This is a genomic window from Nitrosopumilus sp. K4 (assembly GCF_018128925.1).
Lineage (GTDB): Archaea > Thermoproteota > Nitrososphaeria > Nitrososphaerales > Nitrosopumilaceae > HKST03.
In genome coordinates this window covers 752,696-766,407 of record NZ_CP067007.1, presented here as the reverse complement: position 1 = coordinate 766,407, position 13,712 = coordinate 752,696, and the positions used below count along the sequence as shown (strand labels likewise).

The 13,712-nt window shown below is 33.2% G+C and carries 20 protein-coding genes; 10 read left to right on the top strand and 10 right to left on the bottom strand.

Annotated features, from left to right (window positions below; all coding sequences use genetic code 11):
- Positions 1-59: 59 nt before the first annotated feature.
- Together NsoK4_RS04625 and NsoK4_RS04620 are read left to right on the top strand one after the other, a co-directional pair.
- Positions 60-485, top strand: coding sequence for an AAA family ATPase (locus NsoK4_RS04625; protein ID WP_211688601.1), 426 nt, complete (start codon positions 60-62; stop codon positions 483-485).
- Positions 486-583: 98 nt separating this feature from the next.
- On the top strand, positions 584-1,396 hold the full coding sequence (locus NsoK4_RS04620) for a ParB/RepB/Spo0J family partition protein (RefSeq protein WP_211688599.1): 813 nt from the start codon (positions 584-586) through the stop codon (positions 1,394-1,396).
- Positions 1,397-1,439: 43 nt separating this feature from the next.
- Here the strand turns inward: NsoK4_RS04620 and NsoK4_RS04615 are convergent, their stop codons facing one another.
- The 3 genes from NsoK4_RS04615 to NsoK4_RS04605 all read right to left on the bottom strand — a co-directional run bounded on the left by NsoK4_RS04615 (position 1,440) and on the right by NsoK4_RS04605 (position 3,164).
- The gene (locus NsoK4_RS04615) at positions 1,440-1,775 is read right to left on the bottom strand and encodes a hypothetical protein (protein WP_211688597.1); all 336 of its coding nucleotides are present in this window, start codon (positions 1,773-1,775) and stop codon (positions 1,440-1,442) included.
- Between the two features lie 68 nt (positions 1,776-1,843).
- Complete coding sequence (locus tag NsoK4_RS04610; protein WP_211688595.1) at positions 1,844-2,032, bottom strand: hypothetical protein; 189 nt, start codon at positions 2,030-2,032, stop codon at positions 1,844-1,846.
- Between the two features lie 73 nt (positions 2,033-2,105).
- Positions 2,106-3,164: a Vms1/Ankzf1 family peptidyl-tRNA hydrolase gene (locus tag NsoK4_RS04605; RefSeq protein ID WP_211688593.1), complete on the bottom strand. Its 1,059-nt coding sequence runs from the start codon at positions 3,162-3,164 to the stop codon at positions 2,106-2,108.
- Between the two features lie 282 nt (positions 3,165-3,446).
- Between NsoK4_RS04605 and NsoK4_RS04600 the strand changes: the two genes are divergently transcribed.
- The 3 genes from NsoK4_RS04600 to NsoK4_RS04590 all read left to right on the top strand — a co-directional run bounded on the left by NsoK4_RS04600 (position 3,447) and on the right by NsoK4_RS04590 (position 4,927).
- Positions 3,447-3,584: a CxxC-x17-CxxC domain-containing protein gene (locus NsoK4_RS04600; RefSeq protein ID WP_211688591.1), complete on the top strand. Its 138-nt coding sequence runs from the start codon at positions 3,447-3,449 to the stop codon at positions 3,582-3,584.
- Between the two features lie 129 nt (positions 3,585-3,713).
- On the top strand, positions 3,714-3,992 hold the full coding sequence (locus NsoK4_RS04595; protein ID WP_211688589.1) for a DNA-binding protein: 279 nt from the start codon (positions 3,714-3,716) through the stop codon (positions 3,990-3,992).
- 23 nt (positions 3,993-4,015) lie between these two features.
- On the top strand, positions 4,016-4,927 hold the full coding sequence (locus tag NsoK4_RS04590; protein ID WP_211688587.1) for a transcription initiation factor IIB family protein: 912 nt from the start codon (positions 4,016-4,018) through the stop codon (positions 4,925-4,927).
- Between the two features lie 202 nt (positions 4,928-5,129).
- Here NsoK4_RS04590 and NsoK4_RS04585 read toward each other — a convergent pair whose 3' ends face one another.
- Positions 5,130-5,771, bottom strand: a complete 642-nt coding sequence (locus NsoK4_RS04585; RefSeq protein ID WP_211688585.1) for a nitroreductase family protein — start codon at positions 5,769-5,771, stop codon at positions 5,130-5,132.
- A gap of 383 nt (positions 5,772-6,154) precedes the next feature.
- Between NsoK4_RS04585 and NsoK4_RS04580 the strand changes: the two genes are divergently transcribed.
- Entirely contained in the window at positions 6,155-6,334 is a 180-nt protein-coding gene (locus NsoK4_RS04580; RefSeq protein ID WP_211688583.1) for a hypothetical protein, read from the top strand.
- A gap of 12 nt (positions 6,335-6,346) precedes the next feature.
- Here NsoK4_RS04580 and NsoK4_RS04575 read toward each other — a convergent pair whose 3' ends face one another.
- Entirely contained in the window at positions 6,347-6,718 is a 372-nt protein-coding gene (locus tag NsoK4_RS04575) for a response regulator (protein WP_211688581.1), read from the bottom strand.
- A gap of 48 nt (positions 6,719-6,766) precedes the next feature.
- On the opposite strand from NsoK4_RS04575, the gene NsoK4_RS04570 reads away from it, so the two are divergent.
- From NsoK4_RS04570 to NsoK4_RS04560, 3 genes are all read left to right on the top strand, one after another.
- Positions 6,767-7,642 carry a phosphate/phosphite/phosphonate ABC transporter substrate-binding protein gene (locus NsoK4_RS04570; protein ID WP_211688579.1) on the top strand — a complete coding sequence of 292 codons (876 nt, stop codon included), beginning with the start codon at positions 6,767-6,769 and terminating at the stop codon, positions 7,640-7,642.
- A 3-nt stretch (positions 7,643-7,645) separates the two neighbouring features.
- Positions 7,646-9,007, top strand: coding sequence for a sensor histidine kinase (locus tag NsoK4_RS04565; RefSeq protein WP_211688577.1), 1,362 nt, complete (start codon positions 7,646-7,648; stop codon positions 9,005-9,007).
- Between the two features lie 499 nt (positions 9,008-9,506).
- Positions 9,507-10,121: a phosphoribosyltransferase gene (locus NsoK4_RS04560; RefSeq protein WP_211688575.1), complete on the top strand. Its 615-nt coding sequence runs from the start codon at positions 9,507-9,509 to the stop codon at positions 10,119-10,121.
- Here NsoK4_RS04560 and NsoK4_RS04555 read toward each other — a convergent pair.
- Entirely contained in the window at positions 10,115-10,582 is a 468-nt protein-coding gene (locus NsoK4_RS04555) for a hypothetical protein (protein ID WP_211688573.1), read from the bottom strand. The genes NsoK4_RS04560 and NsoK4_RS04555 overlap by 7 nt on opposite strands.
- Before the next feature lie 49 nt (positions 10,583-10,631).
- Complete coding sequence (locus NsoK4_RS04550) at positions 10,632-11,390, bottom strand: restriction endonuclease (RefSeq protein WP_249111173.1); 759 nt, start codon at positions 11,388-11,390, stop codon at positions 10,632-10,634.
- A gap of 184 nt (positions 11,391-11,574) precedes the next feature.
- Here NsoK4_RS04550 and NsoK4_RS04545 point away from each other — a divergent pair, with 184 nt between their 5' ends.
- The gene (locus tag NsoK4_RS04545; protein WP_211688571.1) at positions 11,575-11,928 is read left to right on the top strand and encodes a hypothetical protein; all 354 of its coding nucleotides are present in this window, start codon (positions 11,575-11,577) and stop codon (positions 11,926-11,928) included.
- Between the two features lie 198 nt (positions 11,929-12,126).
- On the opposite strand, the gene NsoK4_RS04540 is transcribed toward NsoK4_RS04545, so the two are convergent.
- From NsoK4_RS04540 to NsoK4_RS04530, 3 genes are all read right to left on the bottom strand, one after another.
- Complete coding sequence (locus NsoK4_RS04540) at positions 12,127-12,357, bottom strand: hypothetical protein (RefSeq protein WP_211688569.1); 231 nt, start codon at positions 12,355-12,357, stop codon at positions 12,127-12,129.
- Between the two features lie 455 nt (positions 12,358-12,812).
- Positions 12,813-12,959, bottom strand: a complete 147-nt coding sequence (locus NsoK4_RS04535) for a hypothetical protein (RefSeq protein WP_211688566.1) — start codon at positions 12,957-12,959, stop codon at positions 12,813-12,815.
- 36 nt (positions 12,960-12,995) lie between these two features.
- Positions 12,996-13,334 carry a hypothetical protein gene (locus NsoK4_RS04530; RefSeq protein WP_211688564.1) on the bottom strand — a complete coding sequence of 113 codons (339 nt, stop codon included), beginning with the start codon at positions 13,332-13,334 and terminating at the stop codon, positions 12,996-12,998.
- Between the last annotated feature and the right edge of the window lie 378 nt (positions 13,335-13,712).

Below are 13,712 nucleotides of genomic sequence, written 5' to 3'. Positions count from 1 at the left end.
TATTTAAGATAAGATTCTGATGTTTAACTAAAATATGAGATGGGGTTATTTGGGTGACTATGACACAAATTGAATATGTGTTGATGATCGGCGTTGCTCTGAGTGGAAAATCAACATATGTCAAGGCAAATTTTGAACATGAGTTAGTTAGATTGTCTTATTTTGACAATGATCGTAAAAAAGAGATGAAATATGTTGAAGATTGCCTTAAGAATGGGAAAAGTGTGGTAATTGACGATACTAATCTAACTGTAGAGATTCGAAAACGTCATTTGGATCTTGCAAAAAAATATGATGCAAAAACAATTGGAATTTTTATGAATACTTCGGTAAACATACTCGAGCAAAGACAGAAAAGGAGAAGAGATCCGTTCCCACTTGCTGTTATTTACAAACAAATCAAAGAATTGCAAACTCCAACAATAGACGAAGGTTTTGATAAGTTGATTGTGAAAAAAGATTATGAGCAACCAAAACACACTTGATCGCTTTATTAGTCGATCAACCTTGTTCAAAAAAATAGAGCTAAATTCACTTCAATTAGACCTTCATCATTTAACAAATAACACGTTTGTGATACTTTGTGGCAAGACGTTACAAACCCACTATTTCTTATAGATTAAAAGAAATTCCTATAAAACAAATTCATATTTGGAAAGAAGCTCAGGCAAGAAAATTAGATCGAGAAGGAATTTCTGAGCTTGCAAAATCTATCAAAAGTGAAGGTTTGCTAAACCCTCCTCTTGTACAGAAAGAAGGCAAGTCTTACTTGTTGATGTCTGGTCAACGCAGATTGGCAGCAATGAAACGACTTGGTGCCAAAAAAATTCCTGTTCATTTGTTGACTAAAAAAACTGCATATGATCTTGAGGATGCAAAAGCTGCATCTGTTGTAGAAAATATTCACAGAAACGACATGAATCATAAAGAAACTGCAGATGCATGTAAATTTTTGACTGAAACCATTGGAAAATCAGCTGCTGCCCGTTCTATGGGTATGTCTTTGCCTACTCTAAACAAATATCTTGGATTTTCAGGAGTTCCTGACAAATTAAAGGCATTTGTTCCACAACAATTATCTCGAGACGAGATGACTCGTCTTTATCAGACAGTACCTAATGTCTCAAAAGCCATAAAAATTGTTGAAAAAATATCAAAACTAGACCCTCAATTAAGAAAAAAATACCTGATTGCATTATCTCGCTCTCCAAAGTCTTCTCATCAAAAACTACTAAAACAGGCAAAATCTCTACGAATAAAGCAAAAAATATCCTTCAAATTGTCTAAAACAAACGCCAAAAAACTTGCTAGAGCCTCTGATACTCTGGATACTACTCCCGACGATCTTGCTGGAAAGATAATTGCTGATTATCTAAAACGAAAAAAGCGTAGATAATTCTAGTGACTAAAATAAAAAATTCGATTTTAAAAAAGATAGGCTATAGGGACTTTGCCCTTTTCAATGCCTTTTGATATACTGATTTCTTTTTTCTTGCAGCTTTTTCAGCAGATTTCAGTGCCTTCTTGAGACTCTTTACTTTGTTATCTGCTTTTGAAAGATCGCGTTTTCTCTTGTTAGCTACTTTTTCAGCATTTCTTTTTGCCTTGCTTACAGTGCCAGATGCTTTTCTTGCAACTTTTCTAGTTGCCTTCTTAGCTTTCCTTACTGTTCTCTTAGCTTTCCTTGCTGTTCTTTTTGCTTTAGTAGCTGTTTTCCTTACTGCTCTTTTGACCTTTCTAGCTGGTTTTCTTGCTGTTCTTTTTCTTGCAGCCATGTTTGATTCAAAATTTTATAAATTAAATATACTATTAATCAGAAAAAATTGAGAAAAGCTCAACAAATCTATTGTTCTTTACCTGTTATTTTTGAAAATATTTCTGTAATTTCTTTTTGCTTTTCATCTAGTTGTGTTCTTTTCTGATTGATCTCATCGTCGCTTGCATCATTGTCTCGTAACTCTTTGTATTCGTTCATCAGTTTATTGTAATCTTCATGTAATTTCTCATAATTCTCTGGATTGTTTTCTGTCATTTGTTTTTCAATTGTTTAATCATAAAAAATAATTTTTAACAAAATTTCTTGTTATTGACTCAATTTTTTTCCATCATTTGATTCTATAGCGTAAAATGGCCAAAACTGAATCATTAATGTCTAGTTTTTCAATTATTTTAGGCGATGTGGCAAATTCTATTTTTGCTGCTGTGTTTTTTGCAATCTCCAACATTTTCATTATTTTCCTGAATTGTGTGCTTGTGTGGTAGTCAGCAGAAACAATCAGTGTTTCCACAGCTCCTAACTCTAATGCCTTGTAAATTACGCTATTTTTCTTGGCAGTGAGTCCTTCTTTGACGAGTTTTTCATATCTAGATATGACGTCTGATACATGTTGTCTTCTTTGCTTGTATAAATGATGGATAATTTTTTCATAAACCTTAGATTTTGGAGTAGAAAAAGAAACATTTGTTACAAATCTGCATTTCTTTTTTGATTCTGTGTCTAATTCATCAAAGAATTCTGTTTTGGCATTGCCGTTTCCTCCTATTAATATGAGGTTTACGTCTTGACTCATCATTCGTATTTTTGCAGCAATTTTTTTAAAAAAAACGTGAATCTTTGTATTGCGGGCTCTCAAAAACCTTCCTTGACTTTGCCCACCTTTTTTATGCCTTCCTCGAAGATCAATTCCTAGTTTTGCTTCTTCTATACTTTGCCCACCGTGAAATTTTTGAATTTTAGCTGATTTTTGATCGAGTATTACAAAAATCACATCGTGATTTGTTTTTAGAATATCAAAAAATGGTTTGATGTGTGGTTTTTTGCTCACTGTGTAAATATATGGCAATTTTTTTGATGTTCCAATTTCTTTAATGGTGACTTTTCCATTCTGAATCCATCCGAAAATACATAATGTTTTTGTAGTTTTTCCGACCGTTGTAGGGTGTTTCTTTAACCTTGAAATTCTTTTTTCAATCTCCTTTTCTATTCTCTCGATAGATTCTTCTCGTTTTGTATTTTTTAATAATGATATTGTTTCTGTGCCTTTTCCATATGGATAGTATACTGAAACACATGGTTTTTCAATTTGTTTTATTTCAAATAGAAATTGATTTATTGATAACCATTCATCAGGTGAAATTTCTGATGTTTCTAAATGACTCTTCACAATACTGGGTAATATTTGGCAGATTAGTATCTTTTTCTTAAATACAATTAATGTTCTGTTTTGTGCTTACTGTGGAGTTTTAAAAATAAAACTTATTTTTCAAATCAGACTATGTCTATTGCTATGATTGCTACCAATATTGCAAATGGAATCCCAAATGCCAGTCCTACTCTTTTACTTTGCATACTCTTGCCTCTTTACCTCCTATTTTAACAAGATGAACCATTGTTTCTCTGTCTCAAAATACCTACCGTTCTTATAGTCGACAACTCTTAAATGATCATGTCTGAAGACAGAAAAATGTACAAATGTACATGTGCAGATTGCGGCAAAGACTCTGAAGTTCCTTTTGAACCAAAAGAAGGAAGACCAGTGTATTGTCGTGAATGTTTACCAAAACACCGTAGTAGAAGATTTTAAGCTAGTTTTGTTTAATTAATTTTGAACTCAATTATCAAACAGATATTCTAAAGACTTCTTTTTTTATCTATATTTGACGTATTGACATGAATATGACCGGTTTAAATTAGACTGAAGAACTAAGATATTATGTCAAATGATACAAATGATGTTATCTTTATTGGAAAAAAACCCCTTATGACTTATGTTAATTCTGCAATAATCCAACTATCCTCGATTCCTGAAATTACATTAAAGGCTAGAGGTTATACCATGGGATTGGCAATTGATGTTTCTCAAGTGATATTGAGAAAGACCAAAATTTTTGAAATTGGGACTATCAAAGTAAGCTCTGAACAACTTGTATCTGCAGACGGCAGAAAAAGAGATGTCTCTACTATTGAAATTCCTATCAAGAGGATTTCATAGACAGAAGGTACTGGTTTGAGTTAATGGTGCTTTCTAATTTTGATAAATCCGCATGTATACGGTGCGGGAAAAACTCTATTGTGACAGACAGTGACACTGGAGAACACTTCTGCACAAAATGTGGATATGTAATTTCTGAAATCGTGGAAGATTCTGGACCTGAATGGAGATCATTTTCAAAAGATGGAGGTGCCGACCCTACAAGAACAGGTGTTCCAACATCTCTTACACGACATGATAAAGGACTTTCTACAATTATTAGTCCTGTAAACCGTGATTCTTCAGGAAAACCACTTTCATCTGCAATGAAAACTACTGTTGAACGACTAAGAACTTGGGACAGTAGAAGTCAATCCCATTCATCTGCAGATCGAAATCTGAGACAAGCATTAAGTGAACTAAGCAAACTTAAAGACAAACTCACAATTTCGGCAAGTGTTGTTGAAAAAGCAGCATATATCTATCGAAAGGCATTAGATAAAGGGCTTGTTCGTGGTCGCTCTATATCTGCACTACTTGCAGCATCTCTATATGCAGCATGTCGAAATGCTGAAACACCTCGTACAATAAAAGATGTTTCTGACGCATCAAATGTTAGACGTAAAGACATTGCAAAATGTTATCGATTACTATTTCACGAATTAGAATTGAAAATGCCTGTTGTGAATCCTATTCAGTGTATTGCAAGAATTTCCAGTAATTTGCAAATGTCTGAGAAAACAAAGCGATATGCAATTAAAATTCTACAAGAAGCACAAGACAATCATGAGTCATCTGGAAAAGATCCAATGGGACTTGCTGCAACTGCACTGTATCTGGCATGTGTGCAAAATGGTGTCTCTATCACACAAAGAGATCTTGCTGAGGCTGCCGGTGTTACAGAAGTCACAATCAGAAATAGATACAAGGGTCTAAAATCTCAACAGTCTGTTTGAACTGTATGGGTGTTACAGAACTACAAATGTCTGAATTGTTTGATTTTGAATTTTATTATGTGGTATTCACTGCTTCTTAGACAATAGTGTCTTTAATCATGACAAAATTTTTTAATTATTTTGTTTTATGTTGTTTGATTCCTACTTTTGTGGCGAATCTCGGTCGTTTGGTTGCGGGATCGACGGAAACGACCGAACATTCTCAATAAACGACATGGACTAATTCTTTTAGATTTCTTCTTGGTTTTGGGAATTTTTGCTTCTCTGGATATCCTATACATAAAACAGATGAGGGCACAAGGTCTGTTCCGATCACATTCATTACTTTTTTCTCATCTAACATGCCTATCCAAATTGAACTTAACCCTAAGGCTTGTGCTGCAAGCTGCGAATATCCTGCTGCTAAGGTTGCATCTTGAATGGCAAATTTTTTCAGAACTTCTTCTGGAAAATCAAATTTTACTCTAGATGGGTTTTTACAAAAAACCAGAACAACTGGGGCATCAACATATGGTTGTTTATTACATGCTTCAACAAGCTGTTTCTTTTTTTCAGGACTCTTGATATAAAATATTTCAAACCCTTGATAGTTGCCTGCAGTAGGGGCAGTATCTGCAGCAGCTATTATCTTATCGATCTTTTCGGTTTCTACTATTTTGTCTGAAAATTTTCTAGTGGAGCGACGTTTTGCCATTACTGCAAACAGATCAGTATTAACAACTTCTGTTGGTGAGCTTTTTAGAATTGCATCTAATAGTTGATTTCGGACTCCTGGTTTCTCTTTTATCTCTACATTCGGTTTGTATCCTGCAGGGTAGACCTTTTCAACATTGTCCTCAGACATGCAAGAATCACAACAGTATTGTATTAAAGAATTTCAAAAACTCATGTTAGTAATTGTGAATGGAAATAATTCATGGTACATTTACTATGAATTTGTTTTTCTGACTCAAAACCACAACTGTGACAATAAAATCTATTTGGTAATTTACATGCATCACACTTGGTACTGATCTCCATTTTATTTCCACATCTCCTGCATGACTCTTCTCGCATAAATTATCTCATAAAATTTTTCATTTAAACTATGTGAAAGTTAGGTTTAGTTAACTATCTTGCTCTACTCATTCTCTCTTCCAATTCTAAAACATTGGAAAAATTAGAATGGCCTAATTAGCTTTTTCTAATTTTCAAATTGTTTTTTAATCAAGAAAACATACTCTTCTCATGAGCAACAAATGCACAGTTTGTAATTCAAATCTGGAAGTAGAGAAAACTTGCAAATTTTGTAACGAGCCTACACGTCTGTTTTGTCACACTTGTGGTGTGATTGCTGAAAAAATTGAACATCCTGCATGTATGGTGCTAGATGTAAATCAGATGTTACTGGCAAGTACCACAAACTAATTTTTTTATTTTTTATTCAGTCTCAAGACATAACTCTTCTTTTAAAACATGCAAAATACTGTTAATGTCAAATGGTTTATGAATTATTGCAGATGGTTTCATTTTTTTTATAACTTCCATTTCATTGGGCCCTGCACCGGATATGATAACGATGTTTGCATTAGGATCTATTTTCCTTATCTCTTGCATTGCATAAATGCCATCATACTTAGGCATCATTATGTCTAAAAATATGACATCTGGTTTTAATTCTTGAAACTTTTTTACTGCTTCTAATCCGTTATTTCCAGAACCCACCACGTTGATTTTATGCATTTTGAGCAGATCTGAGAATGTGTTTCTAATCCCATTGTTGTCATCAACAACAATAGCCCGAATTGTCATATGGTTTGACTGTTAAATTATTTTAAAAGGATTTTCTTACATTGCATTGTGAAAAAAATTCTTCTTACTTTACTTTCATTTCTGGTAATAGGAATTGTTCTGTTTGTCGTGTTTCAGAGTTATGACGAAAAAAACTCTGATTTGTCTCAAAAAACAATTACTATTGCTACTATTCACAGAGATGCCTCAAAAATGACTGATAGATTTCAACCCATGGCAAACTACATTGCAGAAAAGGTCAGTGATGGCAAAACAACATATTCAGGCCGAGTAATGATCCCTGATTCGATTGATGAATTGGTTATGTATCTTAATGATGGTGAAATTGACATATTTATTGACAGTCCACTTGTCGGATTATTTGTAGCAAACCAAACTGATATTTCTCCTACATTATTTGCGTGGAAAGAAAACTCTTTTTCATATCATACTGTGTTTATTGCTCCTAAAGATTTGGATATATCTATGGACACGCTACATAGAAAGACTATTGTGTTTGAAGATACTGCATCATCCTCTGGTTATTTTCTTCCAAAATTACACTTGGAAGATATGGGATATGTTTTCAACAGCACATCTCAAAATAATATTTTCTTTAAATTTAGTGAAGATGATCAAAACACTCCTGTTTGGATATTGGAGGGCAGGGGAGATTTTGGCTCAGTTTCAAATATTGACTATGAAGAATTCCCAGAACGAATAAAAAATCAATTAAAAATTATTGGAAAGACATCTGAAATCCCTCGACAATTGGTCTTTTTTTCAAATAGTCTTAATGACAAGGAAATTTTAGAAAAAATATTTTTAGATATGGAAACCAATGCTGATCCTGTTGTTCTTGAAGATTCAAAAATTTCAAAATTCTCTCCGCTGAACCCTGATGCTGATTTGGAAGAAACTAAAAAACTGTTGGGGCTGGAGTAGGAATTGAAATTACAACAAAAATCTTTGTTATTGATAATTTTGCCCATAATTTTGTTTGCAGTGGCTATTTCTATTTTGGAGTATTATGTTACAACTAGCAATTTAATAGACTCAGCTTTGGATGACACCATTCAGCTTACCGCATTTATTGCTAATGAAATGCGAAACCCAATGTATAATCTCGATGTTGATAAATTGAATGATATAATTGATAATTTAGAACAGAAAGAAGGTGTTTCACAAGCTTTAGTTTTGTTTCCAGATGGTCGAGTTTTAACAGATGGAAGTGACAATGATTATTATGGTTTGGTCTCTGATGATGATTTTCTTTTAACTTCTCTTTCCTCTGACACATTCCAGACAAAAGTTATTGATGATTATATTCGCATTTCAATGCCTATTTACCTCAATGAACCTATTGGGTTTTTGGCTGTTGATTATTCTCTCACTCCGTATTATTCTCACATGCGTGATTCACTATTTCTTGTGTTTGGGATTTCATCTTTACTTTTAGGCATCTTTATTCCCTTGACTATTTTAATTTCTGGTAAAATCACACGGCCAATTTTGAGACTAAAAGACAAAGTATCTGATATATCTGAAGGCAATTTTTCTCAAATCGATGAACACTTTGATACTGTTGAATTACAAGAATTATCTGATGGGATAAATGACATGCAAAAAAAACTTCGTGATTATCAGCAGGACTTGATTAATACAGAAAGGTTGTCTACCATTGGCGAACTTTCTGCAAGAATTGCACATGATCTTCGAAATCCACTCACTACTATGAAAAATGCTGTTGAATTGATAAAAACAAAAAATCCAGAACTTGTAGAGAAAAATCTACAATATTTTGACTGGATAACATCTTCGATTGATAATATCAACACTGAAATCAATGATGTGTTAATTCATGTGAAAACCCAAATCCCAGAAAAAAAATTAACTCCCTTTGGTGATATTTTGGAACAGACACTTTCACAAATTATTATCCCAAAAAATATCTCATTAATCAAACCAAAAGAAAACCCCGAAATTTATTGTGATAAATTTCAAATAAACAACGTCTTGACTAATTTAATTATAAATGCAATTCAATCAATTGATGGTAATGAAGGACGTATTGTAATAGGTGTGACCTCTGATACGGATTATCATAAAATCACAATCTTTGATGACGGACCTGGGATTTCTGACGATTTAATTGATTCTATATTTGAGCCTCTATTTACTACAAAGTCTTTTGGTACTGGTTTAGGACTCGTAAATTGTAAAAATGCTGTTGTAGCACATGGTGGAAAGATCTCTGTAAAGAATCTTGAAAACGGTGTAGAATTTACTATTTTACTCCCCAAAAAATAATGCTTTTTTGAGGCATTAGTTAATTCTGCCGATTCTCTTCATAATTTTAGCTAAAATTATTGTTTTACTCATCTGAGATAAGCCAAGATAATCCGATGACTTCTTCCCAGGATATTTGTTCTGCATTGTAATTTGTCATGTTATGTCTTACGTGATTTTGCTTAAAACGATAATGAACAATTTATCAGTGCAATTTCTATGATCAAATTAGTAGTGATTCTTTTTATTTAATATGTGACAGAAATCATACCCGACCATAGATGGGCTTGATTCATGGTTCAAACCTTGAATCTGTCCATTTTGTGACATATTTTATAAAAATGAGATTCAAAGCCTTTCATCTGTACGATTGGACGCAAACGCACAAACCACTATCCTTTTTGATTAGGCCTTGACCTCATGTATTATACGTAATTATTGCATTTAAGGAAAGTGGTGATTCTCAAACTTGTATCTTGTAATCTGAATACAATAATACCAAAAACTGCATTGATGTCTTGTGTATGTTAATCGGATAGAGGCAGCACATGAGCTTGCCAAAAAAATTCATCCTGAATCTGATGCTGTGATTCTTGCCATTCCTCGTGGAGGCATAGTTATTGGGGATATTCTTGCAGAAAAACTAGGTTGTATTTTGGATGTTGTAATTTCAAAAAAAATCACCCCTCCAAACTACCCTGAATATGCTATCGGTGCAATAACTCATGATGGAACTCTCTACAAAAGCGAGTACTGGTCAAAATTTTGTAATGAACCTGGCTTTGAACATGAGTTAGTAAAAAAACAATCTGAGGTAAAACGAAGGTTAGAAGAATACCGTGGTCATGATTTTTACGAACTCGAAAATAAACCTGTCATACTTGTAGATGATGGTGTTGCAACTGGCTCTACCGTGTTTGCAATTCTGAACTGGATTAAAAAACAAAGCCCAAAAAAAATAACCTTAGCAATACCTGTCATATCTCCTAATACATATGAAAAAATGAAAAACCAAGTTGATGAGATGGTGGTATTAAAAATCCCCGATAATTTTTCTGCAGTTGGTCAATTTTATGATGATTTTTCCCAAATTTCTGATAGTCAGGTTAATAAAATTCTCAACAAGTATCACTGATTACGCATTTCAGCATTTTTCTCAAAAAAGAACTCTTGTTTTTTTAGGTCTTTTTCAGATATGATCCTACATTTTCGTAGTGGAACTAATCTTGAAATCTGCTCATATGTATTCATGTCTCTGACATCTGCTGCATATGCAATCTGCAGTAATGGGGATTTTTCCTCAATCATTGGTTTTGCCTGTTCGTACCCACCTGCTTGACGCATGCCATTTCGATATAATCCGACACTTTTCCCCTTTGAAATTTGTGGATCTTGGTAACAACAAATGGCATATTCTCCGTTTTCTTTTTCAATTATTGTCAGTCTTGTAAATTTGTCACTCCAACTGTCCACTTCTTTTGCAAGCTCTGTTGCCTCATTCTTATCCTCAAAAACTGTAGATACCACCAGTCTGTCTTTTTCATATGCCCAAGAAATGCCAAAAAAGTCCCCATGCCACTCTATATCAAAAGACATGAAATTCATTTAAATTTCTCAAATTAATGTTTTGACTAAAATCGTTGATCTAATTTGGATTAAAAATTTGTTTAACTAGTTTCTGTAAATTTGATATTCTTTTTTTAGACACTCCAGTGATTTTTGCAATTTTTGAATCATCGTATCTCAATAGATCTTTTGCAATCATGATGTTGTTTTCTGAAAATGCCTGGAGTTCTTTTTGAGTTAAATTTAGAATTGTTATTGGATACAAATCGTGTTCTTCAATTATTTTTTCTAGGCTATTTTGAACAGGGTATCTCCATGATACCACTTGTTGTCCTATACATTTTGCATATTTTTTTGCATTTGTTGAAATTTTTGTGTTGCAAAAAATTATTTCTCCTGCAAATTTTGGCTGCAGATCTAAAAACCTTGCATGCGTGTACAGTGCCACTTTTAACCCTGTATAGATTCCGCGACTTGAATGGTATTTGCATTCTACCAAGAATTCTTTTTGACCTCTTGATGCTACAAGATCTATTTCATGCGATGCGCATTTTCCATGGATTTTAGATCTAATTGATGATACTTGATAATCATAATATTCCAACAATGATGCGATATAATTTTCAAATGCAAATCCTGCAGGACCCATTCTCATGATGGAGTCTTTGAGTTGATATCTTTGATGTAGTGCCCTGAGGCCTTTTTCCTCGGCAATTGCATGCAGGACTTTCTTATAGATGTCATTTGAGGTCATATCTCGATATACTTCTGATTTAACCTTCTTCAGAATCCTTTTTGCAGTGTTCCTACTTGCACCTGCCCTCATGATTGTACTCAAAATCTTTCGCTCATTGAATGGAACCCTACTTCCATCTGCTTTGTAAATGAAGAATCTTCTCGGTGCTATGATTCACTTCTAATGCAGTCAAATTTAATTTTTCACAGTGTTTTCATAATTGAGAATCTTTTTCAAGTTTGAAAATTACATAATTGTTTTTAAAATCTATTAATTCCTTTGTAGTGTGGATAGAATTACACTAATTGAAGGATATGATCCTGTGTTGGTCAGAGAAACATTGGAACTTTTGTTAAGAGACAGAAAAAACGAATTTAGGGAATTGGCTGAAACTATGAAAATTCCTACCATTTCTAATGATTGGGAAGTAATAATTCTGAAATTCTGTCTTGATTTTGAGGATTGTTATAAATCATGGACTGATAGCCATGAACCTGATTCTCTAAAAAATACAAAATGTATGACGATAATGCGAACTATTGCAAAAGGTAAAAAGAACATCTCAGATGTATTTCATCTACAAGATATTGCGTATACTATCTGTGTTGAATTCCATCAAACATACAATCGAATAAAATGAGACTATCTGTTTTTCCCAAATGCACCTTGATGATCAGTTAGACAGCAAGCACATTGTTTTGAGTAGCATTCATCTATTTTTTCATGACCGCATGAGCCACAGTGACAATAAGGATCATTTCCCATACTGTTTGATTTTCTTCTTCATACTTAAGGTGTGACTGTGATTCTTTTTTATGAGAATTGAAATAAAAAATCACTAGCACATTTTACTGCATTCACATTTTCTGCTTGTAAATAGATTTTTTAGCATGCCTATTTTTGATATTGGGATTGTTGGTTGCTTTTTCCCTACAATCTTAAACAACGTAATGCCCGTTTCTGCGCTAGTTCCTTTTAATGCCCATGTTCCATTTTTCATTAAATATGGCTGTGGGTTTTTCATTGAAACTTTTTTTCTTGCTTTGATGTCATAGGCTTGAATTGACATTGCAGTAATTGAAAAATTTCTTATTATAGGAACTGTGTAAAAAAATTCATATCATTAAGCTCAAAATAAAATTAATTAAAACAAAATGTGCCTATGGTGCTATTGCGATTGGATGCAATTCACATTCACAGGCGTCTCTTTTTCCACAATAAGGGCAGTTGCAGTCACAATAAAGAAGTGGCTGCTCACATGAAACACATTTTGTATATTCTGCAAAATCCTCATTCATCTGGCAATACCTCTCATAGGTAATATTGGGTACCAAAATTGATAAAACCTCTTACTGCTGATCTGAAAATTAGTTTTGTTTTTCAAAATGAACTAAACAAATGTTTAGATTTTGCTTGATCTTTATTTTATACCAGATTCGCATAATATGTTTGACGCCTTCGTATAGTGGTCTAGGCATGCTATAAACGACTACTATTCCAAGACGTCGTTTTTTTCGCAATTAGTTACCTTTTCTTTAGTATTGCTTCTTCTGGTGTTTTGTCTTTGTTGCTTTCCCAATGCCAACTATGATGTTTCTTCCAATGTGTTTCAAGTTCTTTAGTTGTTGGTTCTTTTCCTAATGGTGTTCCGCAAATTTTGCACTGGATCATAAACTTTCTAAATAATTTTTAAAAATAAGGGTTTGTTTATGGTTTTCTGTCAGTGCGGAATAACACCATGAAGAAAATAAATTCTCGCAAGATGTTTTTTTGAATGGGCTTTAATTCGATATTGAATTTCTTGGCAAAATCTAATGATATTTGATAGATTTGACCTATGTGACTTCCAATAAGTACTGCATCTACCTGTTTTCCTGGAATTCTTTCGATATTTTTTTTGTACAGAACTTTTTCTACTTCTTGAGACCATTTTGTTTTCATCACTAGATCAATTACTAATTTGATTAGCTTGTCATCTAGTCTCCCCTTGATTGAATCTAAAACTCTGTTGATTTCTATTTTTTCTTTTTCTGTTAACTCATTCATCTGTTTTTACCTCAAATTTTTTCTTTTTAGTCTTGGTAATGGGGTGGCACTGTGAAGGTAGATTTTCATCTTCAGCCATGATTCAGTACTGTTTTAAAATGAAATTAAGAGTTTTGTTACTTTTTAAACATAATCCAAATTCTACTACCTACAAAAATTCCTACTGCAAGTATGACTAATAATGGTACGAGGATTTGACCTTCTTCCATAATTAATTTTAGATTTAAACTGAATTAATGCTTTCTAATATGGCCTGTCTCTTAATTCATGGCAATCACATAAACATCCTTTTTCACATTTCATTCTTTTACAGTCAGAACAAATTTTTTTGTTCCAATAAGGAGCGGTATTCATAAAATTATTTCCAAGTCAATGAAG

Coding starts and splice junctions, on each gene's coding strand:
- NsoK4_RS04530 (WP_211688564.1), bottom strand. CDS start 13,334: ATGAATGAGTTAACAGAAAAAGAAAAAATAGAAATCAACAGAGTTTTA.
- NsoK4_RS04540 (WP_211688569.1), bottom strand. CDS start 12,357: ATGTCAATTCAAGCCTATGACATCAAAGCAAGAAAAAAAGTTTCAATG.
- NsoK4_RS04575 (WP_211688581.1), bottom strand. CDS start 6,718: ATGACAATTCGGGCTATTGTTGTTGATGACAACAATGGGATTAGAAAC.
- NsoK4_RS04535 (WP_211688566.1), bottom strand. CDS start 12,959: ATGATCCAGTGCAAAATTTGCGGAACACCATTAGGAAAAGAACCAACA.
- NsoK4_RS04625 (WP_211688601.1), top strand. CDS start 60: ATGACACAAATTGAATATGTGTTGATGATCGGCGTTGCTCTGAGTGGA.
- NsoK4_RS04595 (WP_211688589.1), top strand. CDS start 3,714: ATGTCAAATGATACAAATGATGTTATCTTTATTGGAAAAAAACCCCTT.
- NsoK4_RS04585 (WP_211688585.1), bottom strand. CDS start 5,771: ATGTCTGAGGACAATGTTGAAAAGGTCTACCCTGCAGGATACAAACCG.
- NsoK4_RS04615 (WP_211688597.1), bottom strand. CDS start 1,775: ATGGCTGCAAGAAAAAGAACAGCAAGAAAACCAGCTAGAAAGGTCAAA.
- NsoK4_RS04555 (WP_211688573.1), bottom strand. CDS start 10,582: ATGTCTTTTGATATAGAGTGGCATGGGGACTTTTTTGGCATTTCTTGG.
- NsoK4_RS04590 (WP_211688587.1), top strand. CDS start 4,016: ATGGTGCTTTCTAATTTTGATAAATCCGCATGTATACGGTGCGGGAAA.
- NsoK4_RS04600 (WP_211688591.1), top strand. CDS start 3,447: ATGTCTGAAGACAGAAAAATGTACAAATGTACATGTGCAGATTGCGGC.
- NsoK4_RS04580 (WP_211688583.1), top strand. CDS start 6,155: ATGAGCAACAAATGCACAGTTTGTAATTCAAATCTGGAAGTAGAGAAA.
- NsoK4_RS04610 (WP_211688595.1), bottom strand. CDS start 2,032: ATGACAGAAAACAATCCAGAGAATTATGAGAAATTACATGAAGATTAC.